The organism is Acetobacterium bakii (genome assembly GCF_001263355.1).
GTDB lineage: Bacteria > Bacillota > Clostridia > Eubacteriales > Eubacteriaceae > Acetobacterium > Acetobacterium bakii.
In genome coordinates, this window is the sequence record NZ_LGYO01000008.1 from 154,625 (window position 1) to 174,988 (window position 20,364).

A 20,364-nucleotide genomic window follows, 5' to 3' on the forward strand; every position below is an offset into this window, starting at 1 on the left:
TGAATCAATGATTAAAAGTCTACCCGAGCAGCGATGTAGCTGACCATTTCACTGATAGGCACGCGATCCTGTTTCATGGTATCGCGGTCTCTAATGGTAACACACTTATCTTCCAGGGTATCGAAATCTACAGTAACACAAAAGGGCGTTCCGATTTCATCCTGACGGCGGTAACGCTTGCCAATGCTTCCAGTTTCATCATATTCAACCATAAACTTCTTGGCCAACTGCTGATAAATATCAGTGGCTTCAGAACTCAGCTTTTTAGACAGCGGCAAAACTGTAGCCTTGTAAGCGGCAAGAAAGGGATGGATTTTCATAACATGTCGTTCTTCGGTTTTATCACCATTTTCGATGACTTCTTTTTCCATGGCATTACATAAGAATGCCAAAAATACGCGATCAGCACCAAGCGATGGTTCGATGCAATAAGGAATATACTTTTCATTGGTGGCAGGGTCGATGTAATTCATATCCTTGGTTGAATGGTTTTGATGCTGAGTCAGGTCAAAGTCGGTTCGATCAGCAATTCCCCAGAGTTCACCCCAGCCAAATGGGAAACGGAATTCCACATCGGTGGTGGCATTACTGTAATGCGAAAGTTCTTCTTTTTCATGATCACGGAAACGAATATTATCATCCTTCATCCCCAAGTCAAATAGCCATTTTTTACAGAAAGCTTTCCAGTAATCAAACCACTCCAGGTCAGTACCGGGAGCACAGAAAAATTCAAGTTCCATCTGTTCGAATTCACGGGTTCTAAAAATAAAGTTTCCCGGCGTGATTTCATTTCTAAAGGATTTGCCAATCTGGGCAATACCAAAGGGTATTTTTTTACGGGTCGTTCGCTGAACATTTTTGAAGTTAACAAAAATCCCCTGGGCGGTTTCCGGCCGTAAAAAAATCTCGCTGGCGGTATCCTCGTTAACCCCCTGAAAAGTCTTGAACATCAGGTTGAATTGGCGGATATCGGTGTAGTTCATTTTTCCGCATTCAGGGCACACAATATTGTTTTCAAGAATAAAGGCCATCATTTGATCATTGGTCCAGGCATCAGTAATAACATCTTCGCCTTTTTCGAAATAATAGTCGGCAATGAGCTTATCCGCGCGAAAACGGGATTGACAGGATTTGCAATCCATTAGCGGATCATTGAATCCGCCAACATGGCCGGAAGCAACCCAAGTTTTTGGGTTCATCAGAATGGCTGCATCCAAACCGACATTATACGGTGATTCCTGGACGAATTTTTTCCACCAGGCTTTTTTTATATTGTTTTTCATCTCAACACCTAATGGGCCGTAATCCCAGCTGTTGGCAAGACCATCATAAATTTCAGAACCTGGGAAAATAATTCCCCTCATTTTTGCGAGGCTGACAATTTCAGCCATGGTAAATTGTGACATGCTTTTCCTCCTATGTACTTATGTACTTAAAAAAATTAAAAATAAATCCGCCCCTTGTAATATACAAGGGACGGATTGTTCCGCGGTTCCACCCAAGTTGCCTGTCAAAGACAAACCACCTTAATTTTTAACGAGTTTCACGTCAGACACGGTGCGATTAGACACTGTCTGCAGCTCCAAAAGCTCCATTCATTGGGTATTCGTACAGATCTCACACCATCATCTGCTCGCTTAAACCATTGACCTAATGACACTCTTTTTTCATTGCTTTTATTTATTTGTTTGTAAACTAAGTTAAAGATTATCAAAAACAAAGATGAATGTCAAGGTAAAATTACCTTTCCCAGAGATTGTAGCAAAAATTAATTTAATCAATAACTGGGTTTTTATAAATTAAGAGATTAATAAAAAAAAAAAAACAATTGATGTTGGATTAATGTTAAAATGTTTATGAACTGAATTGACAAAATTGAAATTATTGTTAACCAGGAGAATGAATGGATTAGGTAATTTTATAAGTCTAATCTTTAATAATACACTATGTTTTGGAGAAAAAATATGACATTTGAAATGCTAGCGGGTCTCTTCGGTGGATTAGGCCTTTTTATTTACGGAATGCACATGATGAGCGAAGGACTTAAAACCGTTGCCGGATCTAGAATGAAGAAGTTGCTGGAGGTTCTAACCAATAATAGAGTTAAAGCGGTTATGGTTGGAACAGTCGTCACCATGATTGTGCAAAGTTCAAGCACTACAACGGTTATGGTGGTAGGATTTGTCAATGCCGCGTTAATGACGCTTACCCAGGCAGCTGGGGTTATTCTGGGAGCAAATATTGGGACAACGGTAACCGCCCAGTTGATTGCCTTCAACATTACTGAGATGGCACCAATCTTCATTGGTGTTGGGACAATAATAGCGCTTTTTGGAAATAAGAAGAAAATCCGGGATGCCGGGGGCATTGTGCTTGGTTTCGGTATTTTATTTTTCGGTATTGCACTGATGGCCGCGGCTATGTCTCCGCTAAGAGAAAGTGAAGACTTTATTTACCTCCTTACCACTTATGGAAAAAACCCATTATTGGGGCTCCTCATCGGGACATTGATTACCGGGCTTGTTCAAAGCAGCAGCGCTTCCATTGGTTTGCTTCAGGCGTTGGCTATTTCGGGGGTGTTTTCCAGCATTGGCGGAACTGAAGCTATTCAAATTTGCGTCCCGATTTTAATCGGGACGAACATTGGAACCTGTGTTACTGCGTTGATTTCTTGTATTGGCACATCCACTGCGGCAAAAAAAGCAGCGTTTATTCATCTATTTGTGAATATTTTTGGAGCTGTATGGGTAATGTTATTATTATTGGGAATGGATGGATTATTGTCAGTCAATCCTATTTATGAATTCATTGTCAGCATTTCGGGAACGATCACCGCAGCGGGTGGCGAAGTCGTACCCAATGTGGCACGACAAATTGCCATGGCTCACACCTTCTTTAATATTGCGAATACTATTGTACTTTTTCCGATTATTGGATATTTTGTTGCTTTTCTGGACCGAACCTATCCCGAAAAAGAAGAAGAAAAATGTCTGCAACTCGATGATCGTCTCTTCAGTAATCCCTCGATTGCCCTTGGCCAGGTTGGTAAAGAGTTGCTAAGACTGAGTGAGATGTGTCTGAAAAACTTCATACTTGCGTGCCAATCAGTCATGGAGGGCGATGAAAAGTTGAGTGAGGATGTTCGAAAGCGGGAAGAGCGCATTGATGAATTTCAACAGGGAATTGTGGAATACGCTATTAAGCTTTCAAATCTTAATCTATCCGAAGCCGAAAATGATCGGATTGCGTTTATCCTTAAGGGCAGCCACGATTTGGAACGGATTGGGGATCACGCTATGAACATTGCCGAATTGGCAGAAGTGCGGGTTGCAAATAAAATTATCTTCAGTGAGATTGGCAATCAGGAAGTATTGGATCATATTAATTTCACTTCGAATACGCTGAGAGATATGGTGGAACTTATTAAAAATGAAGATGTGGCATTATGTTATAAGATTTTTGATGAGGAAGAAGAAATTGATGTGATGACTGAAAAATTAAAGGACGATCATATTCGGCGTCTTAATGATGGTGCATGTAATCCTTATGCAGGAATTATTTATCTGGATTTATTGACAAATATTGAGCGGGTCGGAGATCATGCGTCAAATATTGCCCAGGGTATTCTGGGTTTAAAACTGCATAAAGGGCTGATTAGTTCTGGAAAAAAAGATAAAGAAAAAAAGAATCTCATAACGACACAATTTTAAAAGGAGACTGAAAATGATGTATGATGTAATAATTGTAGGCAGTGGTCCAGCTGGTTTGAGTGCCGGTATTTATGCCGCACGCGGTGCTTTGAAAGTATTGATTATGGAAAAAGGCGGTATTGGCGGACAAATTGCCACCAGCTGGGAAATTGAAAATTATCCGGGAGCACCGGCCCACTCTACCGGTCCGGGTCTGACTGAACGAATGCGTGATCAATGTGTGGAATTTGGGGTGGAGTTTTCCATGCACACTTATTTATCGAATGAACAAACACCCCAGGGATTCACGGTTCAAACCGATGCCGGTGAATTGAAAACCCAAACAATGATTATGGCCACCGGAGCTGAGCCGAGAATGATTGGCTGTAAAGGTGAACGCGAACTCCGGGGCATGGGGGTATCCTATTGTGCAACCTGTGACGCGAATTTTTTCAAAGGCTTAAAGGTTGCAGTCATTGGCGGCGGCGACACCGCTCTTGAAGAAGCCTTGTACCTTACAAAATTTGCTGATGAAATTACTATTATACATCGACGGGACGAGCTGCGGGGTGCAAAGATTCTCCAAAAAAGAGTGATCGACAACCCTAAAATTAAATTCTTGCTCAGTTCGGTGATTGCAGAAATTAAAGGGAATGACATGGTGGAAAGTATTATTGTCAAAAATGTACGCACCGAAGAACTTTCTGAAGTGCCAATGGACGGGGTCTTCGTCTTTGTAGGGCAAAAGCCAAATACCGAAGCCTTTGTTGGGACGCTTCAGCGGGATGCACGAGATTATCTTATTACCGATGAGGAAATGCGGACTAATATTCCGGGAATATTTGCAGCCGGGGATGTCCGCAAGAAATCCTTGCGACAGGTTGTGACAGCCACCTCAGACGGTGCAATCGCAGCGGTTAATGTAATTAAATTCATTGAAGATTTAAAGTAGAACATGATATAATAGGACTGGTAAAAATTCAGTCCTGTTTTTATAAATAGGAAAATATAACAAAGTGGGGATGTGTGAGAATGAATATAAAGTTTGATTTGAACATTACACAAACGCAGAAGCTCATAATGACCCAGGAAATGCGACAGGCCATAGAAATTCTTCAGTTAACTTCTATGGAGCTAAACAATCTTATTGAAAATGAAATTATGGAAAATCCTGTATTGGAATTTAATGAGGTTTCGATTAAAACATTGGCTCCGGAAACCGGAGAAGCAGCAAAAGAAGATGTGAATAAAAAAGACGATATCAATTGGGATGATTATTTTAATAGTATGGAACCCTCGGAATACAGGGGCCAGACGCCAACCAATTATGATCCGGATGAAGAGTACGGTTTTGAAAAATTTTCCTATCAGGAAAAGACATTGAACGAATATCTCCATTTCCAATTTAATATGGTAGTTGAAAAATTAAGCAAGAGAGAAATATTCATCGGGGAATATCTCATTGACTGTATTGATGATAATGGGTATCTGATTGTTGATATGGACTATTTACAGGAAATTCTTGAATCCAACGAGGAAAATATTAATAAGATTATTGGAATTATCCAGGGTTTTGACCCCGTCGGGGTTGGTGCCAGAGATATTAAAGAATGTCTTTTGATTCAATTAAGATATTTGGGTTATGAAAACGATGATATATATATGGAGATCATTAATCAGCATTTAACTGATTTGGCAGACAATCAGTATAAACGGATTGCCCACGCCACAGGTCTTTCCCTTGAAGAAGTTTTCGAATTCAAAGAACTCATAAAAACTCTTGAACCCAAGCCAGGCAGGGAGTTCACTAACTTAGAAGGGGTTTCCTATGTTATTCCCGATGGTAGTATCGAAATTGTGGATGGGGAACTGATTGTAAAGATTAATGAAATTTCAGCACCAAGGCTTAAGATCAATTCCTTTTATAAGGGGATGTTGAAAAAAACGGATCAAAATGAGGATACCCGTAAGTACTTAGAAAAAAAGCTTGATGGCGCAGTTTTTCTGATTCGGAGTATTGAACAACGTCGGGATACTATTTTAAAGGTTATTCAGGCAATTGCAACTTGTCAAAAAAACTTTTTTTTTCAAGGGGTAGAAGATTTGCGGCCGCTGACTTTAAATAGCATTGCCGATATGATTGACGTTCATGAATCTACGGTGAGTCGCGCCATACGAGGGAAATATGTACAAACCCCAAAAGGAACTTTTGCCCTGAAGTTTTTTTTCAAACGTGGTTTCAACCACGGAGAAGAAGATCTCTCATCGGACGCCATCAAACAATTTATTCAGGAGATGGTCGAGGTTGAAGACAAAAGAAAGCCACTCAGTGATCAGAAAATTTCAGAAATACTCAAGGAAAAAAATCTCGAAGTGGCGAGGAGAACCATTGCAAAATATCGAGAAGCGTTGTCAATACAGCCATCTTCAAAGCGAAAAGAGTATCGGTAACAGTAAAAATAAAAATCTGGCGTATCTTTGTAATCTTTTGACCGTTTTATCTTGTATTTGAAGTTTAAATAAAGTATAATGATTTTGTCCCACTGGGACAAAAGTGAGTAAGCATATCCGAAAGAAGGGTTAATATAGTGACAAGTCAACTAAAAATTAGTAAGGAAGTTATTGAGCTCCAGCAGCTCGTTGCTCCAGAAGTGAATCATCTCATTGAAATGCGATATAATATACTGTCGACCATTAGTAGTGAGCAACCCATCGGCCGGAGAAACCTTGCCTTTGTTTTGGATTTAAGTGAACGTCAGGTTCGCAATGAAATCGATTTTTTCCAAGCACAAAATCTGGTGACTGTTGAACGCCAAGGCGTTGTGATCACTGAAACAGGGAAAGACATATTGATTAAGCTCAAAGGTTTACTTTATACATATAATGGTTTGGAGCAAATGGAAAAAGAAATTATGGATAAACTTCATTTGAAACGTGTCATTATTTCTCCGGGAGATATGGATATGAATTATGAGGTAATGAAGTTTATGGGGCGATCCGGCGCTAAATATGTTTTATCGGTTATGAAATATAAAGATACGCTGGCCCTCACCGGCGGGAGCTGTACGGCTGCAATTGCAGATGAAATGCGGGAAGCCTTTTATCCCGATGTATATGTCATCCCGGCCCGGGGTGGAATTGGAAAAAGTCACTCCACCCAGGCAAATAATGTGGTTGCGGAAATGGGACTCAAGCTGCATTCGAATTATGAGTTGCTCCACCTGCCGGATAATATTGACAAACGCTTATTGGAAGCATTAAAGGATTATCCGGAAATAAAACGGGTATTCGATAGAATGGATGATATCGATATTTTTATTTTTGGATTAGGGCGTGCAGATGTTCTGGCAGATTGGCGCAATATGAATACTGCAGAAAAAAGAAAAGTTTTAAATGAAGGCGCGGTGGGAGAATCATTCGGCCATTATTTTAATATTAAGGGTGAAGTTGTTTGTCCTTCGAGTACCATTGGTATCGGCATTGAGAATTTCAAAAAAATACCTCATGTAATTGCTATAGCCGGAGGAACGTCAAAGGCTGAAGCTATTATTGCGGTAAGCCGCGTCCGGGACAATATTGTCCTCATTACTGATGAAAGTGCGGCGAAAGAGATACTGAAAAAATTACAAACCATGTCAGATACAGAATGAATCGTATTCTGACTGAGTTATAGATTAAAAAAAGTTTACTAAATATTTTAAGGAGGCAGATAAAATGTCTGTAAAAGTAGCAATTAATGGTTTTGGTAGAATTGGTCGGTTAACTTTTAGATTAATGGCGGATAATCCTGCATTTGATGTTGTCGCTATCAATGATTTAACAGATGCTAAAACTCTAGCATACCTGTTAAAATACGATAGTGCTCAGGGAAAATTCAAAGAAAATACCATTGAAGTTAAAGATGATGCCATCGTGGTTGATGGAAAAGCAGTCAAGATTTTTGCCCAGAGAGATCCGGAAAACTTACCATGGGGTGAAATAGGCGTTGATGTTGTTATAGAATCCACCGGATTCTTTACTGACGAAGAGGGTGCTGGAAAACACATTAAAGCCGGCGCAAAAAAAGTTATTGTATCTGCACCAGCAAAAGGCAATGTAAAAATGATTGTTTACAACGTTAATGAAAATGTTCTTGATGGTTCTGAAACCGTGATTAGCGGGGCTTCCTGCACCACAAACTGTTTGGCTCCTGTGGCCAAGGTTATGGATGATAATTTTGGCTTAGTAAGCGGATTAATGACCACTGTTCATGCCTATACCAATGATCAGGCAACGCTTGATGGACCTCATAGAGATTTACGAAGAGGCCGTGCCGCTGCTCAGAATATTGTGCCTACTTCTACCGGTGCTGCCGCAGCTGTCGGTAAAGTATTGCCAGGCTTAAATGGAAAATTAGATGGCTTTGCATTACGTGTTCCTGTGATCACTGGTTCATTGGTTGATTTAACCTGTGTCCTTGAAAAGAAGGTAACCAAAGAAGAAATTAATGCTGCTTTAAAAGCTGCTGCCAATGAAACGTTAGGATACAATGAGGAACAAATTGTATCTACTGATATTATTGGAATGAGCTACGGATCATTATTCGATGCGACCTTAACAAAGGTTATGGATGTTGAAGGTGGAAAACAACAGGTTAAAATCATTGCCTGGTATGATAATGAAATGTCCTATACATCTCAACTTGTTCGTTTAGCAGCTTTTGTTGCAACACAAATATAAGTATAATTAAACCTATTTAGATAAAACCGGCAAAAAACTTTTCAGTTCCTCATAATTATGAGGAACTGAAATTATTTTCAAGCAAATTCGAAAGGATAATAGTATGAGCAAGAAAACCGTATCGGATATTGAATTAAAAGGAAAAAAAGTATTAATGCGAGCTGATTTCAACGTGCCATTGGATGAAAACGGCAACATTACTGATGACACGCGTATTGTAGCGGCCTTACCCACTATGACCTATATTTTAGATCAGGGTGCTGCACTGATTCTCATGTCTCACCTAGGACGTCCGAAAAACGAACCGGATCCGAAGTATTCATTGGAACCGATCGCAAAAAAACTTTCTGAAGTGTTGAAGAGACCGGTTATATTCAACGATGATGGAGCAGTCACCGGTCCGGTAACAGTTGCCGCCGCAGCTGCGTTAAAACCAGGAGATGTCTTGTTGCTGCAAAATACCCGTTTTCGTGGAGAAGAAAAGAAAAACGACCCCAAATTTTCAAATGAACTTGCTGAATTAGGGGATGTTTTTGTGAATGATGCTTTTGGCACAGCTCATCGTGCCCATGCGTCAACCGTGGGAGTAGCCCAAATTCTTCCCGGCGTATCAGGTTTTCTTATCCAAAAGGAACTTGACTTTATGGGAAAAGCTTTGGATGCTCCAGCCCGTCCCTTTGTTGCTATTTTAGGTGGGGCAAAGGTTTCTGATAAAATTGGGGTGATCAACAACCTTCTGGAAAAGGTTGATACCCTGATTATCGGAGGCGGGATGGCATATACATTCCTAAAAGCCGAGGGTTACGGCATTGGAAAATCCCTGTTGGAAGCAGATAAGATCGAATTGGCCAAAGAACTTATTGTCAAAGCTAAAACCAAAGGGGTAAAACTACTGTTGCCGGTTGATATTGTGGCAGCCGAGGCCTTTGCGGCCGACGCAGCTTATACAGTGGTGGGCATTGATGCCATTCCCGACGAGTCATTGGGACTTGATATCGGACCTGAAACTGCGGAAATTTTTGCCAAAGCGATTTTAAGCGCAAAAACGGTTATTTGGAATGGTCCAATGGGAGTGTTTGAAATGCCGGCGTTTGCCAAAGGAACTGAAGCAATTGCCAAAGCCATGTCAGAATCCGACGCCATTACGATTATTGGCGGAGGCGATTCAGCCGCAGCTGTTAAAATTTTAGGCTATGAAGATGGTATGAGTCATATCTCCACCGGCGGTGGAGCATCGTTGGAATTCCTGGAAGGAAAACTATTGCCTGGGATTGAAATTTTACAAAACAAATAGGGGGAAGAAAAATGCGTAAACCAATTATTGCCGGAAACTGGAAAATGAACAAGGATATTAATGAAACCGAAACACTGATCAATACATTATTGCCACTGGTGGCGGATGCCACCGCAGAAGTCGTTTTTTGTCCAACCTACCTGGGCCTTCAAAAGGCGGTTGAAATGACAAAAAATTCCAATGTGGGCATTGGAGCCCAAAATATGCATTTTGAAAAAAATGGCGCATTTACCGGTGAAATTTCCGGTGAAATGCTGGTAGCCATCGGCGTGAAATATGTTATCATTGGTCATTCTGAGCGACGTCAATATTTTAACGAAACTGACGAAGCAGTTAATAAAAAAACCATTAAAGCCCTTTCACTGGGTTTGATTCCCATTGTCTGCTGTGGTGAAACCCTTGAAGAACGTGAGACCGGACAGGCTGAAGCAAAAGTTGTTGCCCAAATGGAAGCTGGTTTAAAAAATATTGATGATGTATCAAAAGTTGTAGTTGCCTATGAACCCATTTGGGCGATTGGCACTGGAAAAACAGCATCAAAAGACCAGGCGGATGAAGCCTGTGGTTGGGTAAGAACAATCATTGGAAAAATGTATGGTGAAGATGCTGCTAACAACGTTCGTATCCAATACGGCGGCAGTGTCAATCCGGGAAATGTAAAAGAACTAATGGCCATGAAAAACATTGATGGTGCATTGGTTGGAGGAGTTTCAATTAAAGCAAGCTTCTCAGAAATTGTAAAATTTTAAACAGTAGTTTAGGAAATTGGTGGAAAGGAATAAATAACGATGAAAAATAAATTAATGGCTCTGATCATTCTTGATGGTTACGGCTACACTGAATGTAAGGAAGGCAATGCTGTTGCCGAGGCAAAAAGTCCTTTCCTCAATACTTTCTGTCAGAAGTATCCCCATACGCTTATAACAGCCAGTGGTCTTGGGGTAGGTCTACCCGAAGGACAAATGGGAAATTCTGAAGTTGGACATCTCAACCTGGGTGCCGGACGGATTGTCTACCAGGAGCTGACAAGAATTACTAAATCCATTGAGGACGGGGATTTTTTTGAAAATGAAGCTTTCCTCAACGGTATACAATCTGCCAAAGAAAAGGATGGTGCCCTTCATATTATGGGTTTATTGTCCGATGGTGGGGTCCACAGCCACGAGGATCATCTTTATGCGCTGATACAGCTTGCCAAGAACCAGGGGCTTGAAAGAGTCTATATTCACTGTTTTATGGATGGCCGAGACACCGCTCCGGATGGTGGAGCAGGTTATATTCATAAGCTGGAAGAAAAAATGAAGGAAATTGGGGTGGGGAAAATAGCTACCATTATTGGCCGCTATTATGCAATGGATCGGGATAACCGCTGGGATCGTGTGGAAGAAGCCTATAATGCCATGGTATTGGGGGAAGGCGAATACGCCGAGAGTCCCTTGGAAGCTATGAAGGCATCCTACGACATTGGCGTAACCGATGAATTCATACGTCCAACCATCTTGTACTCCAGTGATGAAAAACGCATTCAAAAGGATGATACCATTATTTTTTATAATTTCAGACCAGACCGTGCCAGAGAAATCACCAGAACCTTTGTTGATCCGGATTTTGCGGAATTCACAAGAAAACGGGGATTTTTACCGGTAACCTTTATTACCATGACCCAATATGACAAAACTTTTAATAATGTTGAAATTGCTTTCAAACCATTTACAGTGGTAAATACGCTGGGAGAATATTTAAGTACCCTGGGTATTCCTCAGCTGAGGATTGCAGAAACAGAGAAATATGCCCATGTAACTTATTTTTTCAATGGTGGATTAGAGAAACAGTATCCATTGGAAGATCGAATTTTAGTGCCATCGCCTCATGTCGCAACCTATGATTTGCAACCGGAAATGAGTGCTGCCCAAGTTGCAGAAAAAGCAGTGGAAGCCATTAACAGTGAAAAATATCAGGTAATGATTCTCAATTTTGCAAATGCCGATATGGTCGGTCATACCGGTATTCTTGATGCAGCGGAAAAAGCCATTGAAAGTGTGGATGCCTGCGCGGAGAAAGTCATTAATGCGATTTTAGCCAGAGGCGGCATGGTATTAGTAACCGCTGACCACGGAAATGCTGAAAAAATGATTGATTATGAAACACATCAGCCATTTACCGCACATACCACCAATAAAGTAAGATGTGTTATCGCCGGGGCCGGAAATATTGTATTGAAAAAAGATGGCAAGCTGGCTGACGTCGCGCCAACCATGTTATATTTGATGGAATTACCAATTCCGATTGAAATGACCGGGGAAATTTTAATTGAAAAAGCGTAATCTATTAAAACAGGATAATTGGTTACGTTTACATAAAAAAAGTCTCGCCTGAGACTTTTTTTATGATTGAAAATATTTTTTGGGTATGATATTATTATGTGCACGATTATATACGGAGGTGATACCGATGAAAACCGCTTTACTGGTTGTATTAATTATTTCCAGCCTTGTTCTTATCTCAACGATTCTATTATCGCCAGGTAAGGCAGCAGGAATGTCCGGAGCCATTGCAGGTGGAGCCGAAACATTGTTTGGAAAGAAAAAAGCTAAAGGTTTTGAAGGCGCTTTAGAAAAAGCAACGAAAATCTCAGCTGTTTTATTTATGTTGTCTGCATTTGTTTATTCAATTATTTAATTAAACCCGCATCTGTTCTTGGGTGATGCAAAAAACTTTACAGGGGGAATTTGGAAATGGAATTATTGTATATGGCTCCAGCAATTGGAGTTGTAGCGTTGGTTGTTGCGCTTATTTTTGCGAAGCGTGTAACATCAATGGACGCTGGTACAGACAGAATGAAAGAAATTGCAGGTTATATTCATGAGGGGTCAATGGCCTTTTTAAAACGTGAATATAAGATGATCGCAATTTTTATTGCAATTATGCTTGTGGTTTTAACGGTTACACCGGGTTTAGGAATAACAACTGCACTATGCTTCCTTGTGGGAGCTGTTTTTTCGATCATGGCCGGATTTTTCGGTATGCAGGTTGCCACTAAAGCCAATGTCAGAACCGCTAACGCGGCTCAAAAAAGTGGTATTAGCAAAGCCCTTCAGGTCGCCTTTTCTGGTGGCGCTGTTATGGGTATGTGTGTAGTCGGCTTAGGTTTACTGGGCGTAAGTACACTGTATTTAATTTTTCAGGACATCACCATTATTACCGGTTTTGGTTTAGGAGCTTCTTCCATCGCCCTTTTCGGTCGAGTTGGCGGTGGTATTTACACCAAAGCTGCGGATGTCGGAGCCGACCTTGTCGGTAAAGTTGAAGCCGGTATTCCTGAAGATGATCCGCGTAACCCAGCCGTAATCGCTGATAACGTTGGTGATAACGTCGGTGATGTTGCGGGTATGGGATCAGATTTATTTGAATCATACGTTGGTGCCATTATTTCTGCTATTACTTTGGGGATCATTGCTTTGGGACCTATTAATGGTGTCGTATTTCCTGTGCTTTTAGCCGGAGTCGGCGTTCTTGCGTCAATCATCGGTGCTTTCTTCGTTCGCGGAAAAGAAGGCGGAAAACCGCAACGAGCATTGGATGCCGGAACTTATGTAAGTGGGATCCTTGTTATTATTGCTTCATACTTTCTTTCCAATTGGTTCACCGGAGGATCAGCTGCATTCGTAGCCATCATTGCCGGTTTGGTAGTTGGCCTTATTATTGGTAAATTAACTGAATACTATACATCAGAACATTATAAACCTGTTTTACACATTGCCCAGCAATCTGAAACAGGTGCAGCAACCACGATTATCAGTGGATTAGCGGTTGGTATGAAGTCCACTGCATTTCCAATTTTAGCTATGGCAGTTGCGATTTTTGTTGCTTACTCCGCTGCCGGACTTTTCGGTATTGCGCTGGCTGCTGTAGGTATGCTTTCAACCTGTGGAATGACCATTGCCGTTGACGCTTATGGCCCAATTGCCGATAACGCCGGTGGAATTGCAGAAATGGCAAATATGCCCAAGGAAGTACGTGATATCACTGACAAGCTTGATGCTGTTGGTAATACAACCGCTGCCATTGGTAAAGGTTTTGCTATTGGTTCAGCGGCTTTAACCGCCCTGGCACTTTTCGCTGCCTATGCTGAAACGGTGGGATTAGAAACACTTGATGTGTTAAACCCAAATGTTATTATTGGGATGTTAATTGGCGGAATGTTACCATTCCTCTTTTCGGCATTAACCATGGAAGCCGTTGGCGCAGCAGCCAATGAAATGATTGAAGAAGTACGTCGCCAATTCAGAGACTTTCCTGGAATCATGGCGGGAACCCAAAAACCGGACTATGCAAAATGTGTTGATATTTCAACATCTGCTGCTCTTAAAAAGATGATAGTTCCCGGTCTTTTAGCCATTGCTTCGCCACTTGCAATGGGAATTATTCTCGGCGCAGAAGCTCTGGGTGGTTTATTGGTTGGTGCCCTGGTTACTGGCGTTCTCATGGCTATCTTCATGGCCAATGCTGGTGGAGCCTGGGATAATGCCAAAAAATATATTGAAGGCGGCGCTCATGGCGGAAAAGGCAGTGATGCTCATAAAGCTGCTGTTGTCGGAGATACCGTTGGCGATCCATTCAAGGATACTTCCGGACCTTCTATCAATATCTTAATTAAGCTTATGACCATTGTTTCTTTGGTATTCGCACCATTGTTCTTAACAATCGGTTAAATTCAGTAAAAAATCATGACTGCCCCAATACAGGGATTCCTGTGTTTGGGCAGTTTTTTTTATTGAGGGAAAGCATTATTTATATAATTCCGGAATTAAAGTCTTGAAAGAAAAGGACAATCAAATTATAATTAATAAAACAAGCAAGAAATCGGAGAAAAAATGAAACCAATCGTAGCTATTCCAATGGGTGATGCCGCCGGGATCGGCCCGGAAATAGTTGTAAAAGCACTGGCAGATAAAATGATCCAGGATATTTCAAGATGTATTGTGGTAGGAGACAAGAAGGTGCTGCAGCAGGCACTGGAATTTTGCGGTGTTGACTTGACTATCAATGTTGTAAAAGAACCCGAAGAAGGTGATTATAGTCCTGAAATTCTTAATTTAATAGATTTAAATAATATTGACATGGAAAAATTAAAAATGGGTGAGGTCCAGGCAATGACCGGCCAGGCTGCCTATGACTATATCAAAGCAGCTGTAAATTTGTGCACGGATAAAGAAGCAGATGTGATGGCAACTACTTCAATCAATAAAGAATCTCTTAAAGCCGCAAAGGTGCCCTTTATCGGCCATACGGAAATCATCGGACATTTAACTCGAACAAAAAATCCGCTGACAATGTTTCAGGTAAGAAATCTTCGGGTTTTTTTCCTTAGCCGCCATGTATCATTGAAACAGGCCTGTGATCTGGTGACCAGGGATCAATTAGTGAATTTTATTGAGGACTGTGTAAAGGCACTTGAAGTACTGGGGGTAAAAAATCCCAGGATCGCCGTTGCCGGTTTAAATCCACATTCCGGGGAACATGGTCTCTTTGGAAAGGAAGAGGTGGAGTCAATGATCCCGGCGATTGAGGAGGCTCGGGCAAAGGGAATTGATGTGATGGGACCGATTGGGGCTGACAGCGTTTTTCACTTTGCTTTGAAAGGCGATTACGAAGCGGTTTTATCTCTCTATCATGATCAGGGTCATATCGCCACGAAAATGGTGGATTTTGAGCGAACCATTTCAATCACCAGCGGATTGCCTTTTTTAAGAACTTCGGTGGATCATGGAACAGCTTTAGACATTGCCGGGAAAGGTATTGCCAGCCCAGTCAGTATGATTGAAGCCATTCGGTTGGCTGTTTTCTATGCCCCGAATTTCAAGAATAATAAATAATTTTTAAAATTTATAATGAATTTGCCTGAATCAATGTTCAAGAAATTTAGCCCAGTCTCGGTCGAGACTGGGTTTTTTTTCATTTTTGGGGTAAGTACTAAACAGCCTTAGATTTAAATAGGCAAGAGAATTAATAAAAAGATTCGGAAAAGATTAAAGTGATTGACGGATTAGGTATTGGGAATTATGATTTATAAAGAAGGAGTGATATTGGTGAAAAAAAGTGTATACAGTCTAATGTTATTTGATGAAATTGTTGAAAAAATTGATCAAATGGCCTATGTCAAAAATACAAACCGCTCCCAGCTGATTAATGATATTTTAGCTGAAAAAATTGGCCTGGTGACCCCAGAGCAAAAAATTCAAAAGATACTGGTACAATTAGATGAAAATTTTAGTGATACCCTATCCGTAAGCCAAATTAATAAAAACTCAAGCATCCAGTTTGGCAAGAGTTTAAAATATAAATATCGACCTAAAGTCCGTTATAGTTATGAATTTGCCAGTAATGACCAAGGGAAGCATGCAGTGTTAAAAATTAGCTCGCGGACAAAGTCAGAGGATTTAAATGACCATTTTGATGAATTTTTTAATCTTATCACAGATATTGAAAAAAAATACCAGAATTATCCCACCGATCTGAATGATAACAAAACCAATCATAAATTTATTAGAGAGTTCAAAGAGGAAGGTGAGTTATCCCGGGATACGAAAGTTATTGCGGATTATCTTACACGATATTTAAAGATGATTGACCAGGCAATGAATGCTTATTTTTTGAACATTGAAAGGCTGGAAAATTCAGACATTACAAAGCTATTGGACAAGATCTATGGGGATTATTATAAAAAAATAAAGAATTGAGGTAAAAACGATGGATATGAATCTATTTACACAAAAGTCATTGGAAGCAATTAAAACTGCAGAGCTCATTGCCGGTGAAAACAATCATATGGAAATTGAACCCGAACATTTATTAATGGGACTTATTACCCAGGAAAATGGTATTGTAGGTCGGATTTTTGATCGGCTTGGAAAAAATTCACATACCATAGCTGAGGAACTCAGAAGAGAAATTGCCAAAAAACCCAGTGTCTCAGGCCCCGGTCGTGAACAGGGGAAGGTATACATCAGTACAGAAACAGATAAAGTGCTTAATGATTCTTACAAGGAAGCTAAAAAACTGGATGATCAATACATTTCAGTGGAATGCATTCTTTTGGCTTTATATAGCCTCGGCAAAAAATCAAAATCCGTAGAAATTCTGGAACGATATGGCATTGCGAAAAACGACATTTTAAATATTCTTAAAGAAGTACGTGGCGGACAGCGGGTGGTAAATGATCATCCCGAGGTCACCTATGAAGCTTTAAGCCAATACGGAAATGATTTGGTTCAGGATGCCAAGGATAATAAGCTTGATCCGGTTATTGGCCGAGATGCCGAAATACGACATGCCATTCGGATTCTCAGTCGCAAAACAAAGAATAATCCAGTGCTGATTGGTGAACCCGGGGTTGGTAAAACCGCCATTGTTGAGGGTTTGGCCAAACGAATTGTTGAAGGAGATGTTCCCGAAGGATTAAAAGAAAAACGCATCATCTCTCTGGATTTAGCGGCTTTAGTTGCGGGTGCCAAATATCGCGGTGAATTTGAGGAACGTCTCAAAGCTGTTTTAAAGGAAGTAGTGGATAGCAACGGAGAAATTATTCTTTTTATTGATGAGCTGCATAATATCGTTGGCGCAGGAAAAACCGAAGGTGCCATGGATGCCGGTAATATGCTGAAGCCGCTGCTGGCAAGAGGCGAACTTCATTGTATCGGTGCCACCACACTGGATGAATATAGGCAGTACATCGAAAAGGATGCCGCATTGGAACGGCGTTTCCAACCGGTCATGGTTGATGAACCCAGTGTCGAAGATACGATTTCCATACTCCGTGGCTTAAAAGACACCTACGAACGCTTCCATGGGGTTCAGATTCTTGACACTGCCTTGGTGGCTGCCGCGACGCTGTCAAACCGATATATTTCTGATCGCTTCCTTCCGGATAAAGCCATTGACCTCATCGATGAGGCCTGCGCGAAAATTCGAACAGAAATGGACTCCATGCCAGAGGAAATGGATGAGGTCCGCCGTAAAATGATGCAGTTGGAAATTGAAGAAGTGGCACTTAAAAAAGAAAAAGATAAATTAAGCAAGGAACGTCTGGAACGGCTCCAAAAGGAACTGGTGGAGTATCAGGAACGCTTCAATACCATGAGTATGCAGTGGGATAATGAGAAAAATTCAGCAGATACACTAAAATCACTTCAGGAGGAATTAAGCCAATTAAACCATGAACGGGATAAAGCGATCAGAGAGGGGGATTATCGAAAGGCCTCTGAATTGGAATACGGAAAGATTCCGGAAAAAACCGCAAAGCTTGAAGAACTTAAAATGAAAGCTGATGAAAAAGGCGATGAAAATAGTTTGAAACGTGAAAAAGTTACCGAAGAGGAAATTGCGGAAATTATTTCTGATTGGACCAGTATCCCCTTAAGCAGATTGCTGTCTGGTGAACGCGAAAAGCTTTTGGGGCTGGAAGATATTCTTAGAGAACGTGTTATCGGTCAGGAAGAACCCATCGAAAAGGTTGTGGATGCTATCATTAGATCCCGGGCAGGCATTAAAAATCCCAAGAGTCCCATTGGTTCATTTTTGTTTCTGGGACCCACCGGGGTTGGAAAAACGGAACTGGCCAAAGCGGTAGCAGCAACACTTTTTGATTCTGAAGAAAACATGATCCGTATCGATATGAGTGAATACATGGAAAAATTCTCGGTATCCCGTTTAATCGGAGCACCTCCGGGTTATGTGGGCTATGAAGAAGGGGGACAGCTCACTGAATCGGTACGCCGTAAACCCTATTCGGTTATTCTCCTGGATGAAATAGAAAAGGCCCATAAAGACGTCTTTAATATTCTTCTTCAGATTTTGGATGATGGACGAATTACTGATTCCCAGGGCCGCACCGTGGATTTCAAAAATACTATTATCATCATGACCTCAAACATTGGCTCAGAGTATCTTTTAGAAGGAATTAATACCTCCGGTGAAATCACCAAAGAAACCGAAACCATTGTGATGGATTTGCTGAAAAGTTATTTCCGGCCAGAGTTTCTCAATCGAATTGACGAAATCGTTCTGTATAAACCGTTGAGTAAAGCAGCCATTGCACAAATCATTGAGTTGCTGTTAAAAGATTTACAGAAACGGCTGGATGAACGTCGCATCACAATTTCCCTAACATCAGCTGCAAGGGAATCCATTGTAGAAAGAGGTTTTGATCCTGCTTATGGAGCCAGACCGCTGAAACGTTATCTTCAAAAACACATTGAAACAATGATCGGAAAAGAAATCATCCGTGGAAACATTCATGAAGGTCAAACTTTATCCATTGATGTTAAGCCAAACGGTGATTTTTTCATCGGTGAAGAAGAATAAAGAAAGTGCTGAGAAATGGCGATAATTTCCATATTGGCGGCTAGAATTTACTAGTTTCAGGGATGCCGCATAGAAAGTTTATAAATATTAATCTGTTTGCAACAGTATTTTTTAGACAGTTAATCGTTCTTTTTCAGGTTGATTTGATATAATAGAGAAAGAAAAAATATATTCGGAGGTAAAAAATGCAAAAAATTATTATGTCTCCTAGCCGTTATGTTCAGGGTGCAGGGGAACTTGGGAAATTGCCGGAACATGTTGGAAAATTCGGAACCTCGGCTCTGGTATTAATGAGCGGAACAATGATGCGCACAAAATCCGATGAATTAAAAGCAAACTTTGAAGCCGCAGGGATAAAGTTTACATCCGAAAGATTTGGCGGCGAGTGTTCACTGGTTGAAGTTGCCCGACTCCGGGAAATTGTAAAGGCCAAGGGCTGTGACGTTATTGTCGGTGTCGGCGGTGGAAAAACCCTTGATACCGCTAAAGCAACCGCCCATTATGAAAAATTACCGGTTGTGATTGCTCCATCCATTGCTTCTACCGATGCCCCTTGCTCAGCACTTTCAGTGCTTTACACCGAAGAGGGGGTTTTTGATCAATATTTGGTTCTTCCTAAAAATCCGGAAATTGTTATTATGGATACCGATATTATTAAGGCAGCTCCGGTTCGTCTTTTTGTTTCCGGAATGGGGGATGCTCTGGCAACCTATTTTGAGGCTCAGGCCACCGTTGATTCCAACGGAACAACTATGTCTGGTGCTCATCCCACCCGATCGGCTTTGGCGTTGGCCCGTTTATGTTATGATATCCTCATCGAAGATGGCTTAAAAGCAAAACTTGCTGTTGAAGCAGTATGCTGTACTCCGGCTGTTGAGAATGTAATTGAAGCCAATACATACCTCAGTGGTGTTGGCTTTGAAAGTGGTGGTTTGGCAGCATGTCATGCAATCCATAATGGGTTAACGGTCCTAACCGAATGTCATCACATGTATCATGGCGAAAAAGTCGCCTTTGGAACCCTAGTTCAATTAGTAATGGAAAATCGATCCATGAATGATATCGAAGAAGTCATTGATTTCTGTCTTTCTGTTGGATTGCCAATCACCCTTGGAGAATTGGGCTGCACCGAAGTGACACCTGAAAAGATTATGGCTGTTGCCGTTGCTGCTGCTGATCCCGCAGAAACCATTCACAACATGCCTTTTGATGTTGATGCCGATACGGTGTATGCTGCCATCATGGCGGCCGATGCGCTCGGACGTTTGTATCTGGGTGAATAATTATTTTTGAATAAGG

At 41.1% G+C, this 20,364-nt stretch carries 15 protein-coding genes and 1 other annotated feature; of the genes, 14 read left to right on the plus strand and 1 reads right to left on the minus strand.

Translation table 11 applies throughout. The features are described 5' to 3' along the window. Window positions 1-11 precede the first annotated feature (11 nt). Window positions 12-1,406 carry a glycine--tRNA ligase gene (locus AKG39_RS04120; protein ID WP_050739093.1) on the minus strand — a complete coding sequence of 465 codons (1,395 nt, stop codon included), beginning with the start codon at window positions 1,404-1,406 and terminating at the stop codon, window positions 12-14. 63 nt (window positions 1,407-1,469) lie between these two features. After that, window positions 1,470-1,680, minus strand: a binding site (T-box leader). Between the two features lie 284 nt (window positions 1,681-1,964). Between AKG39_RS04120 and AKG39_RS04125 the strand changes: the two genes are divergently transcribed. From AKG39_RS04125 to AKG39_RS04190, 14 genes are all read left to right on the plus strand, one after another. Then, window positions 1,965-3,710: a Na/Pi cotransporter family protein gene (locus AKG39_RS04125; protein WP_242852551.1), complete on the plus strand. Its 1,746-nt coding sequence runs from the start codon at window positions 1,965-1,967 to the stop codon at window positions 3,708-3,710. Between the two features lie 16 nt (window positions 3,711-3,726). After that, window positions 3,727-4,641 (plus strand): thioredoxin-disulfide reductase, encoded by a 915-nt coding sequence (trxB, locus tag AKG39_RS04130; protein ID WP_083439414.1) that lies wholly within the window; start codon window positions 3,727-3,729, stop codon window positions 4,639-4,641. A gap of 80 nt (window positions 4,642-4,721) precedes the next feature. Beyond that, on the plus strand, window positions 4,722-6,140 hold the full coding sequence (rpoN, locus tag AKG39_RS04135) for an RNA polymerase factor sigma-54 (protein ID WP_050739096.1): 1,419 nt from the start codon (window positions 4,722-4,724) through the stop codon (window positions 6,138-6,140). 137 nt (window positions 6,141-6,277) lie between these two features. Then, the gene (locus AKG39_RS04140) at window positions 6,278-7,339 is read left to right on the plus strand and encodes a sugar-binding transcriptional regulator (RefSeq protein WP_050739097.1); all 1,062 of its coding nucleotides are present in this window, start codon (window positions 6,278-6,280) and stop codon (window positions 7,337-7,339) included. 64 nt (window positions 7,340-7,403) lie between these two features. Then, entirely contained in the window at window positions 7,404-8,408 is a 1,005-nt protein-coding gene (gene gap, locus AKG39_RS04145; RefSeq protein WP_050739098.1) for a type I glyceraldehyde-3-phosphate dehydrogenase, read from the plus strand. A 103-nt stretch (window positions 8,409-8,511) separates the two neighbouring features. Then, complete coding sequence (locus tag AKG39_RS04150; protein ID WP_050739099.1) at window positions 8,512-9,702, plus strand: phosphoglycerate kinase; 1,191 nt, start codon at window positions 8,512-8,514, stop codon at window positions 9,700-9,702. Window positions 9,703-9,713: 11 nt separating this feature from the next. Then, the gene (gene tpiA, locus AKG39_RS04155) at window positions 9,714-10,451 is read left to right on the plus strand and encodes a triose-phosphate isomerase (RefSeq protein ID WP_050739100.1); all 738 of its coding nucleotides are present in this window, start codon (window positions 9,714-9,716) and stop codon (window positions 10,449-10,451) included. A gap of 39 nt (window positions 10,452-10,490) precedes the next feature. After that, on the plus strand, window positions 10,491-12,026 hold the full coding sequence (gene gpmI, locus AKG39_RS04160) for a 2,3-bisphosphoglycerate-independent phosphoglycerate mutase (protein WP_050739101.1): 1,536 nt from the start codon (window positions 10,491-10,493) through the stop codon (window positions 12,024-12,026). A gap of 127 nt (window positions 12,027-12,153) precedes the next feature. Further along, entirely contained in the window at window positions 12,154-12,381 is a 228-nt protein-coding gene (gene secG / locus AKG39_RS04165; protein WP_050739102.1) for a preprotein translocase subunit SecG, read from the plus strand. A gap of 56 nt (window positions 12,382-12,437) precedes the next feature. Beyond that, window positions 12,438-14,414, plus strand: coding sequence for a sodium-translocating pyrophosphatase (locus AKG39_RS04170; RefSeq protein WP_050739103.1), 1,977 nt, complete (start codon window positions 12,438-12,440; stop codon window positions 14,412-14,414). Between the two features lie 162 nt (window positions 14,415-14,576). Beyond that, window positions 14,577-15,578, plus strand: a complete 1,002-nt coding sequence (pdxA, locus tag AKG39_RS04175) for a 4-hydroxythreonine-4-phosphate dehydrogenase PdxA (RefSeq protein ID WP_050739104.1) — start codon at window positions 14,577-14,579, stop codon at window positions 15,576-15,578. Window positions 15,579-15,791: 213 nt separating this feature from the next. Continuing rightward, window positions 15,792-16,442, plus strand: coding sequence for a hypothetical protein (locus AKG39_RS04180; protein ID WP_050739105.1), 651 nt, complete (start codon window positions 15,792-15,794; stop codon window positions 16,440-16,442). A gap of 10 nt (window positions 16,443-16,452) precedes the next feature. Beyond that, entirely contained in the window at window positions 16,453-19,065 is a 2,613-nt protein-coding gene (gene clpB / locus AKG39_RS04185; RefSeq protein WP_050739106.1) for an ATP-dependent chaperone ClpB, read from the plus strand. A 185-nt stretch (window positions 19,066-19,250) separates the two neighbouring features. Next, window positions 19,251-20,348: a glycerol dehydrogenase gene (locus AKG39_RS04190; protein WP_050739107.1), complete on the plus strand. Its 1,098-nt coding sequence runs from the start codon at window positions 19,251-19,253 to the stop codon at window positions 20,346-20,348. Window positions 20,349-20,364: the final 16 nt, after the last annotated feature.